The 18,984-nt window shown below is 71.5% G+C and carries 21 protein-coding genes; 13 read left to right on the top strand and 8 right to left on the bottom strand.

The features are described 5' to 3' along the window. Positions 1-4 precede the first annotated feature (4 nt). Positions 5-1,180, top strand: a complete 1,176-nt coding sequence (gene hutI, locus ACP4IX_RS17790) for an imidazolonepropionase (protein WP_426556065.1) — start codon at positions 5-7, stop codon at positions 1,178-1,180. Between the two features lie 156 nt (positions 1,181-1,336). Here the strand turns inward: hutI and ACP4IX_RS17785 are convergent, their stop codons facing one another. Then, entirely contained in the window at positions 1,337-2,263 is a 927-nt protein-coding gene (locus ACP4IX_RS17785; protein ID WP_426556064.1) for an RNA polymerase sigma factor SigF, read from the bottom strand. A gap of 239 nt (positions 2,264-2,502) precedes the next feature. Between ACP4IX_RS17785 and ACP4IX_RS17780 the strand changes: the two genes are divergently transcribed. Together ACP4IX_RS17780 and ACP4IX_RS17775 are read left to right on the top strand one after the other, a co-directional pair. Next, on the top strand, positions 2,503-2,880 hold the full coding sequence (locus ACP4IX_RS17780; RefSeq protein WP_426521354.1) for an STAS domain-containing protein: 378 nt from the start codon (positions 2,503-2,505) through the stop codon (positions 2,878-2,880). 189 nt (positions 2,881-3,069) lie between these two features. After that, on the top strand, positions 3,070-3,678 hold the full coding sequence (locus ACP4IX_RS17775) for an ATP-binding protein (RefSeq protein WP_426521356.1): 609 nt from the start codon (positions 3,070-3,072) through the stop codon (positions 3,676-3,678). Between the two features lie 117 nt (positions 3,679-3,795). On the opposite strand, the gene ACP4IX_RS17770 is transcribed toward ACP4IX_RS17775, so the two are convergent. Next, entirely contained in the window at positions 3,796-4,104 is a 309-nt protein-coding gene (locus ACP4IX_RS17770; RefSeq protein WP_426556063.1) for an ATP-binding protein, read from the bottom strand. Between the two features lie 24 nt (positions 4,105-4,128). Here ACP4IX_RS17770 and ACP4IX_RS17765 point away from each other — a divergent pair, with 24 nt between their 5' ends. Continuing rightward, entirely contained in the window at positions 4,129-4,377 is a 249-nt protein-coding gene (locus ACP4IX_RS17765) for a Scr1 family TA system antitoxin-like transcriptional regulator (RefSeq protein WP_426556062.1), read from the top strand. A gap of 11 nt (positions 4,378-4,388) precedes the next feature. After that, positions 4,389-4,583 carry a DUF397 domain-containing protein gene (locus ACP4IX_RS17760; RefSeq protein WP_426521362.1) on the top strand — a complete coding sequence of 65 codons (195 nt, stop codon included), beginning with the start codon at positions 4,389-4,391 and terminating at the stop codon, positions 4,581-4,583. Between the two features lie 138 nt (positions 4,584-4,721). Here the strand turns inward: ACP4IX_RS17760 and ACP4IX_RS17755 are convergent, their stop codons facing one another. Further along, a complete protein-coding gene (locus ACP4IX_RS17755) occupies positions 4,722-6,218 on the bottom strand; it encodes an MFS transporter (RefSeq protein ID WP_426521364.1) in 1,497 nt (498 codons plus the stop codon). Positions 6,219-6,758: 540 nt separating this feature from the next. Here ACP4IX_RS17755 and ACP4IX_RS17750 point away from each other — a divergent pair. Both ACP4IX_RS17750 and ACP4IX_RS17745 read left to right on the top strand, forming a co-directional pair. Continuing rightward, a complete protein-coding gene (locus ACP4IX_RS17750; RefSeq protein WP_345596614.1) occupies positions 6,759-7,436 on the top strand; it encodes a response regulator transcription factor in 678 nt (225 codons plus the stop codon). A 103-nt stretch (positions 7,437-7,539) separates the two neighbouring features. Next, positions 7,540-8,814: an ATP-binding protein gene (locus ACP4IX_RS17745; RefSeq protein WP_426521366.1), complete on the top strand. Its 1,275-nt coding sequence runs from the start codon at positions 7,540-7,542 to the stop codon at positions 8,812-8,814. Between the two features lie 18 nt (positions 8,815-8,832). Here ACP4IX_RS17745 and ACP4IX_RS17740 read toward each other — a convergent pair whose 3' ends face one another. Then, on the bottom strand, positions 8,833-9,405 hold the full coding sequence (locus tag ACP4IX_RS17740) for a GtrA family protein (protein WP_426521368.1): 573 nt from the start codon (positions 9,403-9,405) through the stop codon (positions 8,833-8,835). A gap of 165 nt (positions 9,406-9,570) precedes the next feature. Here ACP4IX_RS17740 and ACP4IX_RS17735 point away from each other — a divergent pair, with 165 nt between their 5' ends. The 4 genes from ACP4IX_RS17735 (at position 9,571) to ACP4IX_RS17720 (ending at position 13,906) form a co-directional block, all read left to right on the top strand. Then, a complete protein-coding gene (locus ACP4IX_RS17735) occupies positions 9,571-10,710 on the top strand; it encodes a 5-(carboxyamino)imidazole ribonucleotide synthase (RefSeq protein ID WP_426521370.1) in 1,140 nt (379 codons plus the stop codon). After that, entirely contained in the window at positions 10,707-11,246 is a 540-nt protein-coding gene (purE, locus tag ACP4IX_RS17730; RefSeq protein ID WP_426521372.1) for a 5-(carboxyamino)imidazole ribonucleotide mutase, read from the top strand. The genes ACP4IX_RS17735 and purE overlap by 4 nt, the downstream gene beginning before the upstream one ends. A gap of 6 nt (positions 11,247-11,252) precedes the next feature. Next, on the top strand, positions 11,253-12,476 hold the full coding sequence (locus tag ACP4IX_RS17725; protein ID WP_426556061.1) for a dipeptidase: 1,224 nt from the start codon (positions 11,253-11,255) through the stop codon (positions 12,474-12,476). Positions 12,477-12,775: 299 nt separating this feature from the next. Beyond that, the gene (locus ACP4IX_RS17720; RefSeq protein ID WP_426556060.1) at positions 12,776-13,906 is read left to right on the top strand and encodes a dipeptidase; all 1,131 of its coding nucleotides are present in this window, start codon (positions 12,776-12,778) and stop codon (positions 13,904-13,906) included. A gap of 45 nt (positions 13,907-13,951) precedes the next feature. Here ACP4IX_RS17720 and ACP4IX_RS17715 read toward each other — a convergent pair whose 3' ends face one another. Both ACP4IX_RS17715 and ACP4IX_RS17710 read right to left on the bottom strand, forming a co-directional pair. Beyond that, on the bottom strand, positions 13,952-14,344 hold the full coding sequence (locus tag ACP4IX_RS17715; RefSeq protein WP_426556119.1) for a VOC family protein: 393 nt from the start codon (positions 14,342-14,344) through the stop codon (positions 13,952-13,954). A gap of 44 nt (positions 14,345-14,388) precedes the next feature. Then, complete coding sequence (locus tag ACP4IX_RS17710) at positions 14,389-14,760, bottom strand: VOC family protein (protein WP_426521380.1); 372 nt, start codon at positions 14,758-14,760, stop codon at positions 14,389-14,391. Positions 14,761-14,857: 97 nt separating this feature from the next. Between ACP4IX_RS17710 and ACP4IX_RS17705 the strand changes: the two genes are divergently transcribed. Continuing rightward, entirely contained in the window at positions 14,858-15,364 is a 507-nt protein-coding gene (locus ACP4IX_RS17705; RefSeq protein ID WP_426556059.1) for a CGNR zinc finger domain-containing protein, read from the top strand. Positions 15,365-15,476: 112 nt separating this feature from the next. Here the strand turns inward: ACP4IX_RS17705 and ACP4IX_RS17700 are convergent, their stop codons facing one another. Then, positions 15,477-16,820, bottom strand: coding sequence for a UDP-glucose dehydrogenase family protein (locus ACP4IX_RS17700; RefSeq protein WP_426521384.1), 1,344 nt, complete (start codon positions 16,818-16,820; stop codon positions 15,477-15,479). A gap of 188 nt (positions 16,821-17,008) precedes the next feature. Here ACP4IX_RS17700 and ACP4IX_RS17695 point away from each other — a divergent pair, with 188 nt between their 5' ends. Beyond that, on the top strand, positions 17,009-18,166 hold the full coding sequence (locus ACP4IX_RS17695; RefSeq protein WP_426521386.1) for an acyl-CoA dehydrogenase: 1,158 nt from the start codon (positions 17,009-17,011) through the stop codon (positions 18,164-18,166). A gap of 176 nt (positions 18,167-18,342) precedes the next feature. Here ACP4IX_RS17695 and ACP4IX_RS17690 read toward each other — a convergent pair whose 3' ends face one another. After that, positions 18,343-18,909, bottom strand: a complete 567-nt coding sequence (locus ACP4IX_RS17690) for an acyl-CoA thioesterase (RefSeq protein ID WP_426521388.1) — start codon at positions 18,907-18,909, stop codon at positions 18,343-18,345. Positions 18,910-18,984 lie beyond the last annotated feature (75 nt).

Raw genomic sequence — 18,984 nt, 5'->3', positions numbered from 1 at the left:
CCCCATGAGCAGCAGCACCGTCATCACCCACATCGCCGCACTCGTCACCAACGACCCCTCCCTCGGCGACAACTCCCCCCTCGGACTGGTCCGGGACGCGGCCGTCGTCATCGACGGCGACCGCATCGCGTGGACCGGTGAATCAAGCAAAGCACCCGCCACTGACAACCGGGTCGACGCCGGCGGCCGGGCGGTCCTCCCCGGCTTCGTCGACTCCCACTCCCACCTCCTCTTCGCGGGCGACCGCACCGAGGAGTTCAACGCCCGCATGTCCGGCCGCCCCTACAGTGCCGGCGGCATCCGCACCACCGTCGCCGCCACCCGCGCCGCGAGCGACGCGGAACTGGAGGCGGGCCTCACCCGTTACCTCGCGGAGGCCCTGCGCCAGGGCACCACCACCTTCGAGACGAAGTCCGGCTACGGCCTGACCACCGCCGACGAGTCCCGCGCCCTGCGCGTCGCCGCCCGCCACACCGACGAGGTCACCTTCCTCGGCGCCCACATCGTCGCCCCCGAACTCGCCGACGACCCCGCCGCCTACGTCGCCCTGGTCACCGGCGAGATGCTCGACGCCTGCGCCCCGCACGCCCGCTGGATCGACGTGTTCTGCGAGCAGGGTGCCTTCGACGGCGACCAGGCCCGCGCGATCCTCACCGCCGGCCGGGCCAAGGGCCTGCACCCCCGCATCCACGCCAACCAGCTCTCCTACGGGCCCGGCGTCCGGCTGGCCGTGGAACTCGACGCCGCCAGCGCCGACCACTGCACCCACCTCACCGACGCCGACGTCGACGCCCTCGCGAACAGCCGCACGGTCGCCACCCTGCTCCCCGGCGCCGAGTTCTCCACCCGCGCCGAGTGGCCGGACGCCCGGCGCCTGATCGACGCCGGCGCCACGGTCGCCCTGTCCACCGACTGCAACCCCGGCTCGTCCTTCACGTCCTCCGTGCCCTTCTGTATCGCGCTCGCCGTACGGGACATGGGGATGACGCCCGACGAGGCGGTCTGGGCGGCCACCGCGGGCGGCGCGGCGGCCCTGCGCCGCGACGACGTCGGCCGCCTGACCCCGGGCGCGTACGCCGACCTGACCCTCCTCGACGCCCCGAGCCACGTCCACCTGGCCTACCGGCCCGGGGTACCGCTGGTCGCGGGCGTGTGGCGGCGGGGCGTGCGTAGGGTGTGACCAGCGTGTGGACCGGGGAGCGGGGGACGGATGGCCACGTACTCCCTGTGAAGGGCCGCGGCGGCCCGAAGGGGGGCGGGAGGGCAGCCCGAAGGGGGCGGCCCGGTTTCGGACCGCCCCCTGGAGGACAGGCGTCACGCGGTGAGCACTTGAGGACTACTCCTCGACCGTGAGCCCCTTGCGCAGCCGTACGAGGGTGCGCGACAGCAGGCGCGAGACGTGCATCTGGGAGATGCCCAGTTCCTCGCCGATCTCCGACTGGGTCATCCCCGCGACGAAGCGCAGCGAGAGGATCTTCCGGTCCCGGGAGGGGAGTTCGGCGATCAGCGGCTTCAGCGACTCGACGTACTCGATGCCCTCGAGCCCGTGGTCCTCGTAGCCGATGCGGTCCGCCAGCGCGCCCTCCGCGTCGTCCTCCTCCGGCTGGGCGTCCAGCGAGGAGGCGGTGTAGGCGTTGGACGCCGCCATGCCCTCGACGACCTCGTCCTTGGACAGGCCGAGGTGCTCGGCCAGTTCGCCCACCGTCGGGGCGCGGTCCAGCCGCTGCGCCAGCTCGTCGCCGGCCTTGGCCAGGTCGAGCCGCAGCTCCTGGAGGCGGCGCGGGACGCGCACGGACCACGAGGTGTCGCGGAAGAAGCGCTTGATCTCGCCGATGATCGTCGGCATCGCGAACGTGGGGAACTCCACGCCGCGGGACGTCTCGAAGCGGTCGATCGCCTTGATCAGGCCGATCGTGCCGACCTGGATGATGTCCTCCATCGGCTCACTGCGGGAGCGGAAACGGGAGGCGGCGAACTTGACCAGGGCGAGGTTGAGCTCGACGAGCGTGTTGCGTACGTACGCGTACTCGTGGGTGCCTTCCTCCAGCGACTCCAGCCGCTCGAAGAGGGTCTTGGACAGGACCCGGGCGTCCGCCGGAGCGACCTCGTCGTAAGCGGGGATGTCCGGAAGCCCGGCGAGTGTGCCGTCGTGGTCGACGGCCGCGTCATGGTGCTCGATGGGATCCAGATGTTCCGGAGGGAGTGTCGACGTCGCTTCTTGGGTACGCGATCCGTCGAGCCGGGGTGACATGATGTCCTCCATCGTTCTCGGCATACGGCTGCCGAAGCCAATTGCGTGCACTGCGGTGTGCGGCGCCTCCAAAGCCGGCCGTGTCGGTTTACGTGTCCTACTAGCCCTACCGGGTTTACCGAGCCCACCGCAAGTGTGTTCTGTGCGGGTATGTCCGTTTGTGTGCGGTTGTCGGGTGTCGGAGTGCGGCGGGAAGGCGTAGTGTTCGAGGGCGTCAGCAAGCAGTCACGACCTCGGGAGAGAGAAACGGCATGGACCGCGGGACGGTCGGGAGTGCCCAGTCGGGCCGGCTACTGGTGGAGGTGCGGGAAGAGGGCCTCAGTGCTGTCGTGACACCGGCGGGTGAGTTGGATCACCACACCGCCGATCTGTTGCGGGAGCCGCTGGAGGACTGTCTCGCCAAGGGATTCAACCGGCTTGTCGTCGACTGTTCGCGTCTGGAGTTCTGCGACTCCACAGGGCTCAACGTCCTGCTCGGCGCGCGGTTGAAGGCGGAGGCCGCGGGGGGCGGTGTGCATCTGGTGGCCATGCGGCCCGTGGTGGCTCGCGTGTTCGAGATCACGGGGGCCGAAGCGGTCTTCACCCTCCACGACACGCTTGAGGCCGCCCTGTCCGGCGCGTCCGACTGAGCCGGCCCTTGACCGGCCGGCGACGGGTCCCCTGCGCTCCCTGGGACAGGTGTTCCCGCCCCGTCCTGTGTTTCGTGCCGAATACAGGGGTGTCCGGGCGGCCCGGTCGGGCAGGAGACCCCCTGAAGCGACTGTGTACGACGTACGACTTTGAAACGTGAACTGGTGAATCGGTGAGGTGAAGCGCTGATGAGCACCACCCGGCCCTACTCGCCGGGCGACCGCGGTCCGGAGCCCAGCGGCGCTTCCGGGGCGTCCGAGGGGGGCGTGCCCGGGACCGGGGAGTCCGAGGAGGGCGTGCCCGCGGGGCAGGCTGCCGTGATCGGGCAGTCCGCGCCCCCGGACCCGTCCGCGCCCCCGGACCCGTCCGCGTCCGCCGGAGGCGGAGGGCGGCAGGTCCGCAAGCTCAGCTTCGACGGCCAGAGCGGGGTGGTCCCGCTCGCTCGTGACTTCACCCGCCAGGCGCTGTACGCCTGGGGCTGGCTGCCCTCCGCCACCGCGGACCAGCGGGCCGCCGCCGAGGACGTACTGCTCGTGGTGTCCGAACTGGTCACCAACGCCTGTCTGCACGCCGAGGGGCCCGACGAGCTGTGGATCACCTGTGAGAAGAAGGTGATCCGGCTGGAGGTCTCCGACCGGGGCACGGGGCAGCCGGCGCCGCGCACCCCGCACCGCGCCGGACGCCCCGGCGGACACGGCATGTTCATCGTGCAGCGGCTGTGCCTGGACTGGGGCGTGGTGCGTACGCCGGGCGTCGCGGGCAAGCGGGTGTGGGCGGAGTTGGGGGCGCCGGCGTAGGCGTGCGCCCGCGGCGCTCGTACCGGGTTCACCCGCGCACCCACCCGCCCCGGCCGGCCGAGGAGTCCCCGTCCCGGGCTCCGCGCCGGACCCCGGCGGGGCCCGCGCTGCCCAGCGCTACCCCCTCACCTCGAACCAGAGCAGCTTCCCCGCGCCCCTCGCGAGCGGGTCGTCACCCAGCGACCATCCACCCCACGAGTCCGCGCACGCCCGTACGAGGTGCAGCCCGCGCCCGCCCTCCGCGTCCCCCGGCGGGGCGGGCGTCGTACGGCGCTCTCCCGGCGGTTCCGCGAACGGCGAGGGTACGTGCGGATGGCTGTCCCACACCCCGACGCGCAGCCGCCCGTCACTCAGTGCGGTGAGACGCAGCGAGCACGGTCCGCGGGTGTGCCGGTAGGCGTTGGTGACCAGCTCCGACGCCAACACCTCGAACTGAGCGAACAGGGCAACGTGACCGTCCGGGTCATCCCTTACGCCTCGCCTCACTTCCCGGGTAACGGTCAGCCCTTCGACTACGCGGCCGGCCCGGTCCCTCAGCTCGACACCGTCCAGTTGGACACCCACCACGGTGGATGCGAGTTCTTGGACGCAGAGGCCCAGCTCGCGAAGTACCGGACACTCCTGGACCGCATGGAGACCTGCGCGCTCGATGCCGCTGCGTCCCGCACGTTCATCGAACACCTCGCCCGGAGCCTCTGAAAGGGAACAATGTGCAGCCCCTCACCTGGCGCAAGTCCACCTACAGCCCCGACGGTTCCAACTGCGTCGAGATAGCCCCCACCGCGACCGTCACCCTGGTCCGCGACTCCAAGAACCGCGCGGGAGCGCACCTCGCCTTCCCCCGCGCCGCATGGGCGGACTTCCTCTCCGGCATGGCGAGAGCAGACGCGGAGAGCCGCCCGTGACGTCCGGTCGTCCCTGCCCTGCTGTCGAGTGACCAGGGCACGGGAGACCCGTCTCAACGCCCCTCAAAACGCCCGGGGGGGCCCCCCCACCCGCCCCGGTGGGGGGGCCCCCCCGCGAGAGGCGGCCGTCCGCAGGCCTCAGCGCACGTCGCCCATGAGTTCCTTGACGCGCTTGCGGTACATCCACACCGCGACACCGGCGACTACGGCGAGCGTGGCTTCCGCGGCCACGATGCCCGTCTTGTTCAGGTTGACGCCGGCGAGGGAGAGCAGGCCGGTCGTGGCGTCACCGGCGGTGACGGCCAGGAACCAGACGCCCATCATCTGCGAGGCGTACTTCACGGGCGCCATCTTCGTGGTGACCGACAGGCCGACCGGGGAGAGCATCAGCTCACCGCAGGTCTGGACGAAGTAGATCGCCACCAGCCACAGCGCGGCCGCCTTGTGGCCGCCGTCCGCGATGGCCAGCGGGGCCAGGAAGAGGAAGAAGGACGCGCCGACCAGCACCAGGCCGAACGAGAACTTCACGATCGTGCTCGGCTCCTTGCCGCGGCGGGCGAGCGCCAGCCACACCGTGGCGAAGACCGGGGCCAGGGCCATGATGATGACCGGGTTGACCGACTGGAACCAGGAGACCGGGAACTCCCAGCCGAGGACGCTGGTGTCGGTCGAGGAGTCGGCGAAGATCGCCAGGGTCGAACCGCCCTGGTCGTAGATCATCCAGAAGACGGCCGCGGCGACGAAGAACCAGATGTACGCGGACATCTTCGACTGCTCGGCGCGGTCCAGCTCCTTGTCCCGCTTGATGCGGGTCAGCACGAGCACCGGAATGATCACGCCGAGCAGGGTCAGCGGGACCAGGATCCAGTTCAGGGTGTAGACGCCGGAGAAGCCGACGATCGCGTAGAAGACGACGGCGAGCCCGGCCCAGAACGCGGCCTTGCGCAGGGTGGAGGTCTTCTCCTCGGCCGACAGGGGCTTCGGGGTCACGCTGGAGTGCGGCGCCAGGTGGCGGCTGCCGAGCAGGAACTGGATCACGCCCAGGCCCATGCCGACCGCGGCGAGCGCGAAGCCCAGGTGCCAGTTGACGTTCTCACCGATGGTGCCGATGATCAGCGGCGCGGCGAAGGCACCGAGGTTGATGCCCATGTAGAAGACGGTGAAGCCACCGTCACGGCGCGGATCGTCGGGGCCGCTGTAGAGCTGTCCGACCATCGTGGAGATGTTGGCCTTCAGCAGACCCGAGCCGATGGCGACCAGGCCGAGGCCCGCGAAGAAGGTGCCGGAGCTCGGCAGCGCCAGCGTGAGGTGGCCGAGCATGATCACGCCACCGGCGACGGCGACGGTCTTGCGGGGACCCCAGACACGGTCGCCGAACCAGCCGCCCGGCATCGTGAGCAGGTACACCAGCGAGAGGTACACCGAGTAGATCGCGGTCGCGGTGCCGGCGTTCATGCCGAGACCGCCGGGGGCCACCAGGTACAGCGGGAGCAGAGCCCTCATGCCGTAGTAGGAGAAACGCTCCCACATCTCGGTCATGAAGAGAGTGGCCAGTCCGCGGGGGTGGCCGAAGAAGGTCTTCTCGGATCCGGGGGTGCCCGGAGAGACCGAGTCCTTCGTCAGGCTGGACGCCATGGTCGATCCTTGCTTTTCGGGACGCGCTCATGAGGCGATGCGCGCCCGGTGGGGGGCGGCCGGCACCGGCGGCCTTCACCCGTCCACCCCACGCCTGAGGGATTCCGCTCCGGGTCACGGAGCAGTGGACGGCGGCCACCGGGATCCACGCCTGCGCGCACGTCGTTGCGCGCGTTGAGGCCCGGCCACAGGTCATTCCTTTCAAGGCCGGCCGTGGGGGCCGGCCCGCACGCGAAAGAGACCTTCAGCGTCGAACTGTCGCCAAAGGTCCTCTGCGTGCTACAGGCGCTGATTCACCATACGGCAGGACACCGCCCGGTATGGAAGGACTTGAGACGCGGATCACAGGTGACACCGGAACCGCGAACGATCTTTCGAAGGTCTGTTACAGGATGGCACCCCACAGCCGCAGGTTCGCACCGGGGTCGACCGGGCAGGTCCCGCACCGGGTGCCCGGCTTGTCCGTGGGCGGGAGACGGGCGGGAGACCCTCGGGCCGATCGCACCCCGGGCGCTGCTCCGAGCGGACTACCATCAGGTCATGACCCGTGTACTGCTCGCCGAGGACGACGCGTCCATCTCGGAGCCGCTGGCCCGCGCACTGCGCAGGGAAGGGTACGAGGTCGAGGTGCGTGAGGACGGCCCCACCGCACTCGACGCCGGCCTGCAGGGCGGCATCGACCTGGTCGTGCTGGACCTGGGCCTGCCGGGCATGGACGGGCTGGAGGTCGCCCGTCGGCTGCGGTCCGAGGGCCACGCCGTGCCGATCCTGATCCTGACCGCGCGCGCCGACGAGGTGGACACCGTGGTCGGTCTGGACGCGGGCGCCGACGACTACGTCACCAAGCCCTTCCGCCTCGCCGAGCTGCTCGCCCGGGTCCGCGCCCTGCTGCGGCGGGGCTCCGTGGAGCCCCCGCAGCCGCCCGCGACGCACGGCGTGCGCATCGACGTCGAGTCCCACCGGGCCTGGATGGGCGAGGAGGAGCTCCAGCTCACCGCCAAGGAGTTCGACCTGCTGCGGGTGCTGGTGCGCGACGCCGGCCGGGTCGTCACCCGCGACCAGCTGATGCGCGAGGTCTGGGACACCACCTGGTGGTCGTCGACCAAGACCCTCGACATGCACATCTCCTGGCTCCGCAAGAAGCTGGGGGACGACGCGGCGAACCCACGCTACATCGCCACCGTGCGCGGCGTGGGCTTCCGTTTCGAGAAGAACTGAGCCGGCGCCCGCACACGAGGGAACCGCACCGCCGCGTACGGCCGAGCCGCCGCGAAGGACCGAACCGCCGACAAGATCTCAGGGCCCGCCCGGGTAAGAGGACATGCGCCGCCGACTGATCCAGTCCACGCTCGCCGTGGTGCTCGTCGTGATCGCCGTCTTCGGCGTCTCCCTGGTACTCGTCGAGGCCCGGACGATCAGCAGCTCCGCCCAGGAACGGGTCGACCTGGAGGCGGTCCGGCTGGCCAGCATCGTGGACAGCCGGCTGCTCGGCACCGGATCGGTCGACGCCAAGTTCCTGCGGGAGCAGGTCCGGGACGCCCGGTACGCGGAGATCCGGATCCCCGGCAAACCGGTCATCGAGGTCGGCAGTCGGCCGGCCGGCGAGGTCATCCGCGGCAAGGCCACCGGCGAGGAGGGCGAGACGGTCCTCGTCGAGGAGCCGAGTTCCTCGGTGACCCGTGAGGTCGGCCGGACCCTGCTGATCATCGGACTGGTGTCGCTGCTCGCGGTGGTCGCCGCGGTGCTGCTGGCGATCCGGCAGGCCAACCGCCTCGCCTCCCCGCTCACCGACCTCGCCGAGACCGCCGAACGGCTCGGCTCCGGCGACCCGCGCCCCCGCCACAAGCGCTACGGCGTCCCCGAGCTGGACCGCGTCGCGGATGTGCTGGACTCCTCCGCCGAGCGCATCGCCCGGATGCTCACCGCCGAGCGCCGCCTGGCCGCCGACGCCTCCCACCAGCTGCGCACGCCGCTGACCGCGCTGTCGATGCGGCTGGAGGAGATCACCCTCACCGACGACCCGGAGACGGTGAAGGAGGAGGCGACGATCGCGTTGTCGCAGGTGGAGCGGTTGACGGACGTCGTCGACCGGCTGCTGACGAACTCCCGCGACCCGCGCAGCGGCTCCGCCGTCACCTTCGAGCTGGACGACGTCATCCAGCAGCAGATCGACGAGTGGCGCCCCGCCTACCGCAGCGAGGGGCGGGCGATCGTCAGCTCCGGCAAGCGGCATCTGACGGCCGTGGGCACCCCGGGCGCCGTGGCGCAGGTCCTGGCCGCGCTGATCGAGAACTCCCTGATGCACGGCGGCGGCACGGTGGCCCTGAGGACCCGGGTGACCGGCAACCAGGCGGTCGTCGAGGTCACCGACGAGGGGGTCGGCGTCCCGGGCGACCTGGGGGCGCGGATCTTCGAACGCGCGATCAGCGGGCGGAACTCCACGGGCATCGGCCTGGCCGTCGCCCGCGACCTCGCCGAGGCCGACGGCGGCCGGCTGGAGCTCCTCCAGGGCCGCCCCCCGGTGTTCGGCCTGTTCCTGTCGCGCACGCAGCCGCCGAAGAAGTCGTCCGGTGACTCCGGGGAGACGGTGCGCTAGGAGGCCGGCGGGTCGCGGTCAGCGGTGTGCCGCGGGGGTGCCGTCCGAGGTGCGCACCGCCGTGGGCTGCTCGTGCTCCAGGAAGGTCTCGGCCCGCGTCACCGGCTCGTGGTCCGGCAGCGCGCGGAAGACCCAGCTGCGGTACGACCAGAAGCGGAACAGCGTGCCGATGCCGATGCCGAGGAACTTGAAGATGTTGCTCTGCAGCGGGCTGTCCCAGCCGAAGCCGTACGTCGCCGTGTAGAGCACACCGTTCTCGATCACCAGCCCGACCGCGCTGAACAGCAGGAACAGCGACATCTCGCGGGTCCGGCGGCTCTTGTCGCGGTCCCGGTACGTGAAGTAGCGGAAACCCAGGTAGTTGAAGACGATCGCGACGACGGTCGCGAGGATGCTGGCGCGCACCACGTGGAGGTCGGTCACGTGCCGTATCAGGTTGAAGGCGAGGAGGTTGACGAGAACCCCCGCGCCGCCCACCGCGCCGAACTTCACGACCTCACGGAGCAGCCCTTCGATCCGCTCCCGCACCGCGCCGCGGGTCGCCGGAGGCGTCGGGGGAGCCGTATGAGCACCCGAGGAACCATGTCCCATGGTTGTGCAGGCCCCCGTCCATCGGTTGGCGTCAATCCGTTCATGCTAACCACCGGGACGCGCGATCTTCCTGCGGACGGATGCCGGGCGACGGGAAAGGGGGCCCCGGCCCCGGGGAAACGGCCGGTAAACAGGTGGGCCCCGCGCGGCCGATACGCTAGGGGTGTGACGTTCCCGGTAGTCGGCATGGTCGGCGGTGGCCAGCTCGCTCGTATGACACACGAGTCGGGCATCCCGCTGGGCATCAGGTTCAAGCTTCTCAGTGACACTCCTCAGGACTCTGCGGCGCAGGTCGTGAACGAAGTCGTCGTCGGCGACTATCGCGACCTGGACACGTTGCGCGAGTTCGCGCGCGGCTGTGACGTGATCACCTTCGATCACGAGCACGTGCCGACCGAGCACCTCAGGGCCCTGGAGGCGGACGGCATCCCCGTGCGCCCCGGGCCCGACGCGCTCGTGCACGCCCAGGACAAGGGCGTGATGCGCGCGAAGCTCGACGCGATCGGCGTGCCCTGCCCGCGGCACCGGATCGTGCGCGATCCGGCCGACGTGGCCGCCTTCGCCGCCGAGGGCGACGGATTCCCCGTCGTCCTCAAGACGGTCCGCGGCGGGTACGACGGCAAGGGCGTGTGGGTCGTGGACTGCGCGGAGGAGGCCGCCGAGCCCTTCCGGGCCGGGGTCCCCGTGCTGGCGGAGGAGAAGGTGGACTTCGTCCGCGAGCTCGCCGCCAACGTGGTCCGCTCCCCGCACGGCCAGGCGGTGGCCTACCCCGTCGTCGAGTCGCGGCAGGTCGACGGCGTCTGCGACACGGTGATCGCGCCCGCCCCCGACCTCGACGAGAACCTGGCCCTGCGCGCCGAGGAGATGGCGCTCAGCATCGCCAAGGAACTGGGCGTCGTCGGGCACCTCGCCGTCGAACTGTTCCAGACCCGCGACGGCCGCATCCTCGTCAACGAACTGGCGATGCGCCCGCACAACTCCGGCCACTGGACGATGGACGGCGCGATCACCTCGCAGTTCGCCAACCACGTCCGCGCCGTCCTCGACCTCCCCCTCGGCGACCCGCGCCCGCGCGCCCCGTGGACGGTCATGGTCAACGTCCTCGGCGGCGACTACCCGGACATGTACTCCGCGTACCTGCACTGCATGGCCCGCGACCCCCAGCTCAAGATCCACATGTACGGCAAGGACGTGAAGCCCGGCCGCAAGGTCGGCCACGTCAACACCTACGGCGACGACCTGGACGACGTGCTGGAGCGCGCCCGTCACGCTGCCGGCTACCTGAGAGGGACGATCACCGAATGAGCCAGGCCAGCCCGGTCAGTCCGGTCGTGGGCATCGTCATGGGGTCGGACTCCGACTGGCCCGTCATGGAGGCCGCCGCCAAGGCACTCGACGAGTTCGAGATCGCCTACGAGGTCGACGTCGTCTCCGCCCACCGCATGCCGCACGAGATGATCGCGTACGGCGAGCAGGCCGCCGGCCGCGGACTGAAGGCGATCATCGCCGGTGCCGGGGGCGCCGCCCACCTGCCCGGCATGCTCGCCTCCGTCACCCCGCTGCCCGTCATCGGCGTGCCGGTGCCGCTGAAGTACCTCGACGGCATGGACAGCCTCCTGTCCATCGTGCAGATGCCGGCCGGTGTGCCCGTCGCCACCGTCTCCGTCGGCGGCGCCCGCAACGCCGGACTGCTGGCCGCGCGGATGCTCGCCGCCCACGACGAGGAGCTGCTGGCCCGCATGCGCGAGTTCCAGCAGGACCTCAACGACCAGGCCACGGAGAAGGGCAAGCGGCTGCGCACCAAGGTCGAGGGGTCGGCGGCCTTCGGATTCGGGAAGTAGACGCCCATGACCTCATCGGACTCATCGGACTCATCGGCTTCACCGGATTCGTCAGCCGCACTGGACCGCGCCCGTGAGCTGCTGCGCGAGTTCCCCGTCGTCGACGGCCACAACGACCTGCCCTGGGCGCTGCGCGAGCAGGTCCGCTACGACCTCGACGCCCGTGACATCGCCGCCGACCAGTCGGCCCACCTGCACACCGACCTCGCCCGGCTGCGGGCCGGCGGCGTCGGCGCGCAGTACTGGTCGGTGTACGTCCGCTCGGACCTGCCCGGCGCGGTCACGGCGACGCTGGAGCAGATCGACTGCGTACGGCGGCTGATCGACCGCCACCCCGGGGACCTGCGGGCCGCGCTCACCGCCGCCGACATGGAGGCCGCGCGCGCCGAGGGCCGCATCGCCTCGCTGATGGGCGCCGAGGGCGGCCACTCCATCGACAACTCGCTCGCCACGCTCCGCGCGCTGTACGCGCTCGGCGTGCGCTACCTGACCCTCACCCACAACGACAACGTCGCGTGGGCGGACTCGGCGACCGACGAGCCCGGCGTGGGCGGCCTGTCGGCCTTCGGCCGGGAGGTCGTGCGGGAGATGAACCGCGAGGGCGTGCTGGTCGACCTCTCGCACGTCGCCGCGACGACGATGCGGGACGCGCTGGACACCTCCACCGCGCCGGTGATCTTCTCGCACTCCTCCGCGCGGGCCGTCTGCGACCATCCGCGCAACATCCCGGACGACGTGCTGGAGCGCCTGCCCGCCAACGGCGGCATGGCGATGGTGACGTTCGTGCCGAAGTTCGTGCTCCAGGCGGCCGTGGACTGGACGGCCGAGGCCGACGACAACATGCGCGCGCACGGCTTCCACCACCTCGACACCAGCCCCGAGGCGATGAAGGTCCACCGCGCGTTCGAGGAGCGCACCCCGCGGCCGGTCGCCACGGTGTCCACGGTCGCCGACCACCTCGACCACATGCGCGAGGCCGCGGGCGTCGACCACCTCGGCATCGGCGGCGACTACGACGGGACGCCCTTCACCCCGGACGGTCTCGGCGACGTCGCCGGCTACCCGAACCTGATCGCCGAACTGCTCGACCGCGGCTGGTCCCGGGCCGACCTGGCCAAGCTCACCTGGAAGAACGCGGTCCGGGTGCTGGGCGCCGCCGAGGACGTGGCCCGGGGACTCCGGGCGACGCGGGGGCCGTCCAACGCGACGCTGGAGGAGCTGGACGGCTGAGCCGTCTCAAGCCGTCTCCGTTCCGGAGGGTCCGAGGGCGGGGCAGCCGGTGTACCCGGTCGCCCCGCCCTCGTACATCAGGTACCGGTCCCGCACCGGGTTCAGCGGCGCGCCCAGCCGCAGCGCGCGCCCGCATCGACCGGACCATCGCCGGCCTGCTCCGTTCCCGGGACATCCTGGACGAGGTGATCGACGCGGCCCGGGGCCGACCGGCTACCCCGAACGCCCCACCCACCAGGAAGCCCTTTCCGCTCCGTGCGACGGTGACGACAACGCACGACGACCGTACGGAGCCCGCCATGGCAGACCTCCAGGACGACCTGCACACCCGCACCGATGCCGGCGGACTCGACGAGCTTTCCACGGCGCCTGCCGCGGCGGCGTTCCCGCCGGAGCCCTGCGCGCCCGTGTCCGACCCCGACGACGAGCCGCTGGCCCGGGCCCACGCCGTACTGGCCGCCCATCCCGTCGCCGACGGCTACAGCGGACTGTCCCGCAGGCTCAAGCACCTGCCCTGGTACGACCTGGAGCTCGGCGAGAGCGTCGTCGACACCGACCTGCCGCGGCTGCGCGAGGGCCGGGTGGGCGCGCTGTTCTGGTCGCTGCACCTGCCCGAGGCCGTCGACGGCGACCGGGCGGTGGGCGCGACCCTGGAGCAGCTGGACCTGGTCGAGACGGTCGTGCGGGCCCACCCGGACGGGCTGCGGCTGGCGTACGACGCCGGGCAGGCCATAGACGCCCGCAACTGCGGCCGGGTCGCCGTGCTGCCCGGCCCCGCCGGCGCCGCCGCGATCGGCGACTGCCTCGGCATCCTGCGTTCGCTGTACGCCCTCGGTCTGCGCGTGCTGACGCTGACCGGGGCGACCTGGGCGAGCGAGGCGGGCCTGACCCGGTTCGGCGAGGAGGTCGTCCGCGAGATGAACCGGCTCGGCGTCGTCGCCGACCTCTCCGGCGCCTGCGCCGAGACCGTCCGCCGTACCTTCGCCGTCTCCAAGGCGCCGGTGCTGTGCACCCGCTCCGCCGCCCGCGCCCTGCGCCCGCACCCCGCCAACCTCCCCGACGACCTGCTCGTCGAGCTGGGCGCGGCAGGAGGCCTGTGCATGGTGCCGTTGACCGCCGAGCAGACCGGCCCGACGGTCCGGGACGTCGCCGACCACCTCGACCACGTCCGCACGGTGGCCGGCCCGCAGAGCGTCGGCCTGTCCGGCACCTACGACACCGGCATCGCCCACCCGCTGGAACTGGGCGACGCCTCCTGCTATCCGAGGCTCATCGCCGAACTCCTGCGACGCGGCTGGGACGAGTCCGACGTGGCCCTGCTGACCTGGGGCAACGTCCAGCGCGTCCTGCGCGGAGCGGCCTTCACCGCGCGGGCGGCGGCGCTGCGCCGGGAGCCGTCGACGGCGACGATCGCCGAGCTCGACGGCTAGCCGTCACGAGCCGGCCGTCACGAGCCGGCCGTCACGAGCCGGCCGTCACGCGTGTTCGATCCGGCACAGGCAGAACGGGTGCCCCGCCGGGTCGGCGTACACCATGAAGTCCTTCTTCTCCCGGTCCTCCAGGTCCAGCGGCCGGGCACCCAGCGCGAGCACCTTCTCGTGCGCCGCGTCCATCTCCTCCCACGTCGCCCCGCCGTCGAAGTCGAGGTGGAACTGCTGCGCGTTCCGATCGGCGCGCGGCCACTCCGGAGGGGTCAGACCGGGTGCGCGCTGGAAGGCCAGCCGCGGCCCGCCGGGCACCTGGAGCACCACCCAGTCGGGGTCCTGCTCCTCGGGGGTGCCGCCGCCGACCCGCGCGTAGAAGCGGGCCAGCTCGCGGGGCTCCGGACAGTCGACGACGACGGAACGGAAACGTGCCACGGGTGCCACGGGTGCCATGGGGGAACCTCCGGTGTTGGCGGTCCGGTCCTTGCTCAGCAGGCGCAGAGGCAGAACGGGTGCCCGGCCGGGTCCGCGTAAACCCGGAAGGACCGGGCCCGGTCCTCCGCGTCCAGCGGCCGCGCGCCCAGCTCCAGCACGGCCTTCTCCGCCGCGTCCAGGTCCTTCACGTCGAGGTCGAGGTGGAACTGCTGCGCGCCGTCCGGCCCGGGCCACTTCGGCGGTACGTGGCCGGGGGAGCCCTGGAAGGCCAGCGTCCGCCCGCCGGGCAGGTTCAGGTCGACCCACTCGTACCGGTCGTCGCTCTTGTCCTCGACGGTGCCGCCGAGCACGTCGGCGTAGAAGCGGGCCAGTGCGCGGGGATCGGGACAGTCCAGGACGACGACGCCCAGTTCGGCGACAGCCATGACTTCCTCCTTGAGTGCATGGTCTCGGTTACCCGCAAGGTGCGGGTAACCGGTAACGGTTACTGCATGCTGCCCCATGGGCGGTAACGTCGCAAGCATGAGTGAGAGATCGCCCGCGCCGGGAGGGCTGGAGCTGGTCCGGTCCCTGGTGAACACGCTGGACATCGAAACGGGCGCCGACACGCTGGACACGCCGGAGGGGCGGGCGCCCTTCGGCCTGACGGAGGACGAGGTACCCGGGGCGCGCGACCTGCGCGAGTCTCTGCGCGCCACCCTGCTCGCCCACGCCGGCCACTCACCGCACCGCGCGGTGACCCCGCTGGGCGAGCTGCTGGCCGGGGCCCCGCTGGTGGTGGCGGTCGACACGGCCGACGGCTCCGCCGCCCTCGTCCCGGCCCGGGACGGCTCCCTGCCCGCCCGTGTCGCCGCCGCCGTCGCCGAGGCACTGGTCGCGGGCACCTGGACCCGGATGAAGGCGTGCGAGGCCGCCGACTGCCACTGGGCCTACTACGACCGCAGCCCGGCCGGACGCGGCCGCTGGTGCTCCATGCAGGTGTGCGGCGCCCGCGCCAAGATGCGGCGGTACCGCGCCAAAGGAGCGTGACCCGCACGGGGCGCGCCGCCTCGTACGCCGCCGCGTGGGGCAGAATGCGACGGGCGCCGGTCCGGCCGACTGAGCCTCGGCCGAACCGGCGTCACCGTCCATCCGGTACGGGCTACGCGGTCGGCCGGCCCATCGCCCGGTACGTCCAGCCGGCCTTCCGCCAGACCTGGGGATCCAGGGCGTTGCGCCCGTCGAGGATCACCCGGGCGGCCACGGCCTCGCCCAGCGTCGCCGGGTCCAGCTCGCGGAACTCCCGCCACTCCGTCAGGTGCAGGACGACGTCGGCACCCCGCACCGCCTCCAGGGCGGTGTCGGCGTACCCGAGCGTCGGGAACAGCCGCCGGGCGTTCTCCATGCCCTTGGGGTCGTACACCGTCACCTGGGCGCCCTGGAGGTGGACCTGCCCGGCGACGTTCAGCGCGGGCGAGTCCCGTACGTCGTCCGAGTCGGGCTTGAAGCTGGCCCCGAGCACCGCGACCCGCTTGCCCAGGAACGGGCCGCCGCCCAGCGCCTGCCGGGTCAGCTCCACCATCTGGCCGCGCTGGCGCATGTTGATCGAGTCGATCTCGCGCAGGAAGGTCAGCGCCTGGTCGGCGCCGAGCTCACCGGCGCGCGCCATGAACGCCCGGATGTCCTTCGGCAGACAGCCGCCGCCGAACCCGATCCCGGCCCGCAGGAACTTCTTCCCGATCCGGTCGTCGTACCCGATCGCCTCGGCCAGCTTGGCGACGTCGCCGTCCGCGGCCTCGCACACCTCCGCCATCGCGTTGATGAAGGAGATCTTGGTGGCGAGGAAGGAGTTCGCGGAGGTCTTCACCAGCTCCGCCGTCGGGAAGTCGGTGACGACGAACGGCGTCCCCTCCTCCACCGGCGTCGCGTACACCTCGCGCAGCAGCTTCTCGGCCCGCTCGCTGCGCACGCCGACCACGATCCGGTCGGGGTGCAGCGTGTCCTCGACGGCGAAGCCCTCGCGCAGGAACTCCGGGTTCCAGGCCAGCTCGGCATCGGCACCGGCCGGCGCGTGCTCGGCGAGGTAGCGGGCCAGCCGGTCGGCGGAGCCCACGGGCACGGTCGACTTGCCGACCACGAGCGCGGGGCCGGACAGGTGCGGCGCCAGTGAGGCCAGCGCGGAGTCGACGTACGACATGTCGCAGGCGTACTCGCCGTGCTTCTGCGGCGTGTTCACGCAGAGGAAGTGCACGTCGCCGAAGGCCGCGGCCTCCGCGAAGTCGGTGGTGAAGCGCAGTCGCCCGCTGGCCCCCTCGATCCCGGCGACGTGCTTGCGGAGCAGTTCCTCCAGCCCCGGCTCGTACATCGGGACCTGGCCCCGCTGGAGCATCTCGATCTTCTCGGGCACCACGTCCAGGCCCAGTACCTCGAAACCGAGCTCGGCCATGGCCGCCGCATGGGTCGCGCCGAGATAGCCGGTACCGATCACGGTGATCTTGAGGGCCATGGGTGCTCCAGAGGTGTACGGCAGGCGTGCGCGCCCGAGCATATCCGGGGCATGGGAAAGCACCTCGACGGGCAGGTTTCCCGCTGTCGTCAAGCTCACCTATCCACCACCGTGGATGGAGCATAAAATCCGGAGTTACTTAACGGTAGTTAGCGTCAGCACCACAGTGTTTGGGAGCGTGAGAGACCTTGGCCGGATCGGCTGACTTCGACCTGTACCGCCCGCTGGAGGAGCACGACATGCTCCGGGACGCCGTCCGCTCCCTGGCCGAGGCGAAGATCGCGCCGCACGCCGCCGCGGTGGACGAGGAGGCCCGCTTCCCGCGGGAGGCCCTCGACGCGCTGACCGCGAACGACCTGCACGCGGTGCACGTCCCCGAGGAGTACGGCGGCGCGGGCGCCGACGCCCTCGCCACGGTGATCGTCATCGAGGAGGTCGCCCGCGTCTGCGCCAGCTCCTCCCTCATCCCGGCCGTGAACAAGCTCGGCTCCCTGCCGGTGATCCTCTCCGGCTCCGAGGCGCTGAAGAAGAAGTACATGACCCCGCTCGCCAAGGGCGACGGCATGTTCTCCTACTGCCTCTCCGAGCCCGACGCGGGCTCCGACGCGGCCGGCATGAAGACCAGGGCGGTCCGCGACGGCGACCACTGGATCCTGAACGGCGTCAAGCGCTGGATCACCAACGCGGGCGAGTCGGAGTTCTACACGGTGATGGCCGTCACCGACCCCACCAAGCGCTCCAAGGGCATCTCCGCCTTCGTCGTCGAGAAGTCCGACGAGGGCGTCTCCTTCGGCGCCCCGGAGAAGAAGCTCGGCATCAAGGGCTCCCCGACCCGCGAGGTCTACCTCGACAACGTCCGCATCCCCGCCGACCGCATGATCGGCGAGGAGGGCACCGGCTTCGCCACGGCGATGAAGACGCTGGACCACACCCGCATCACCATCGCCGCCCAGGCCCTCGGCATCGCCCAGGGCGCCCTCGACTACGCCAAGGGCTACGTCCAGGAGCGCAAGCAGTTCGGCAAGCCCATCGCCGACTTCCAGGGCATCCAGTTCATGCTCGCCGACATGGCCATGAAGATCGAGGCCGCCCGCCAGCTGACGTACGCCGCCGCGGCCAAGTCCGAGCGCGGCGACAGCGACCTCACCTTCCAGGGCGCGGCGGCGAAGTGCTTCGCCTCGGACGTGGCGATGGAGGTCACCACGGACGCGGTCCAGCTCCTCGGCGGCTACGGCTACACCCGCGACTACCCGGTGGAGCGCATGATGCGCGACGCGAAGATCACACAGATCTACGAGGGCACCAACCAGGTCCAGCGCATCGTGATGGCGCGCAACCTGCCGTAGGGCCCCTGGGGCACGGGCGCCGGCCCTGTCCCTCCGGGGACACCGCCGGCGCCGGCCGCGGGGGTGGTGAAGGCGGCGGCCACGTCGCCCTCGGCCGTACGCGGGTCGAGGGCCGTACGGCGCGGTACCCGCTCAACCGCGCCTCCGCGCCGGCCCCGGAAGCCGCCCCCGGACGGTCAGTCCTCGTACCCCTCCGCCGCCCGGCGCTCCCGCAGCTCCATGATCGCGCGGCGGCGGGCCAGGCGGTGGGTGCGGCGGATCTGGGCCTCCTGGTAGCGGCGCTTGTCCTTCCCGGTCTCCGGGAGGACCGGCGGGACCGCGCGCGGCCTGCCGTCCGCGTCGACCGCCGCGAAGACCAGGTACGCCGAGCCGACCTGGGTGGCCGGGGCGGACTCGTTCCAGCGTTCGGCCAGGACCCGGACGCCGACCTCCATGGAGCTGCGGCCGGTCCAGTTGACCTGGGCCTTCACATGGACGAGGTCGCCGACGCGGACCGGTTCGAGGAACGCCATCTCGTCCATGGACGCGGTGACGGCGGGGCCGCCGGAATGCCGCCCGGCCACGGCGCCCGCCGCGTCGTCGACGAGTTTCATGATCACTCCGCCGTGCACCGTGCCCAGGAGGTTGGTGTCGCTGTGGGTCATGATGTGGCTGAGGGTGGTGCGGGAGGCCGAGGTCGGCTTGCCCGGGATCTCCGGAGTCGCCGACTGCGAGGTCGAGGCCTGTTCTGCCTGGTCTGTCATGGCCTCCACCTTATGCCGGGGCGACATGCCAGTAATTTGTGTCAGCTTCGCAACAGCGCTGACCTTATTTTCCGA

Source organism: Streptomyces sp. WG5 (assembly GCF_049974565.1).
Classification (GTDB): Bacteria; Actinomycetota; Actinomycetes; order Streptomycetales; family Streptomycetaceae; genus Streptomyces.
This window is presented reverse-complemented; position numbering and strand designations above follow the sequence as displayed.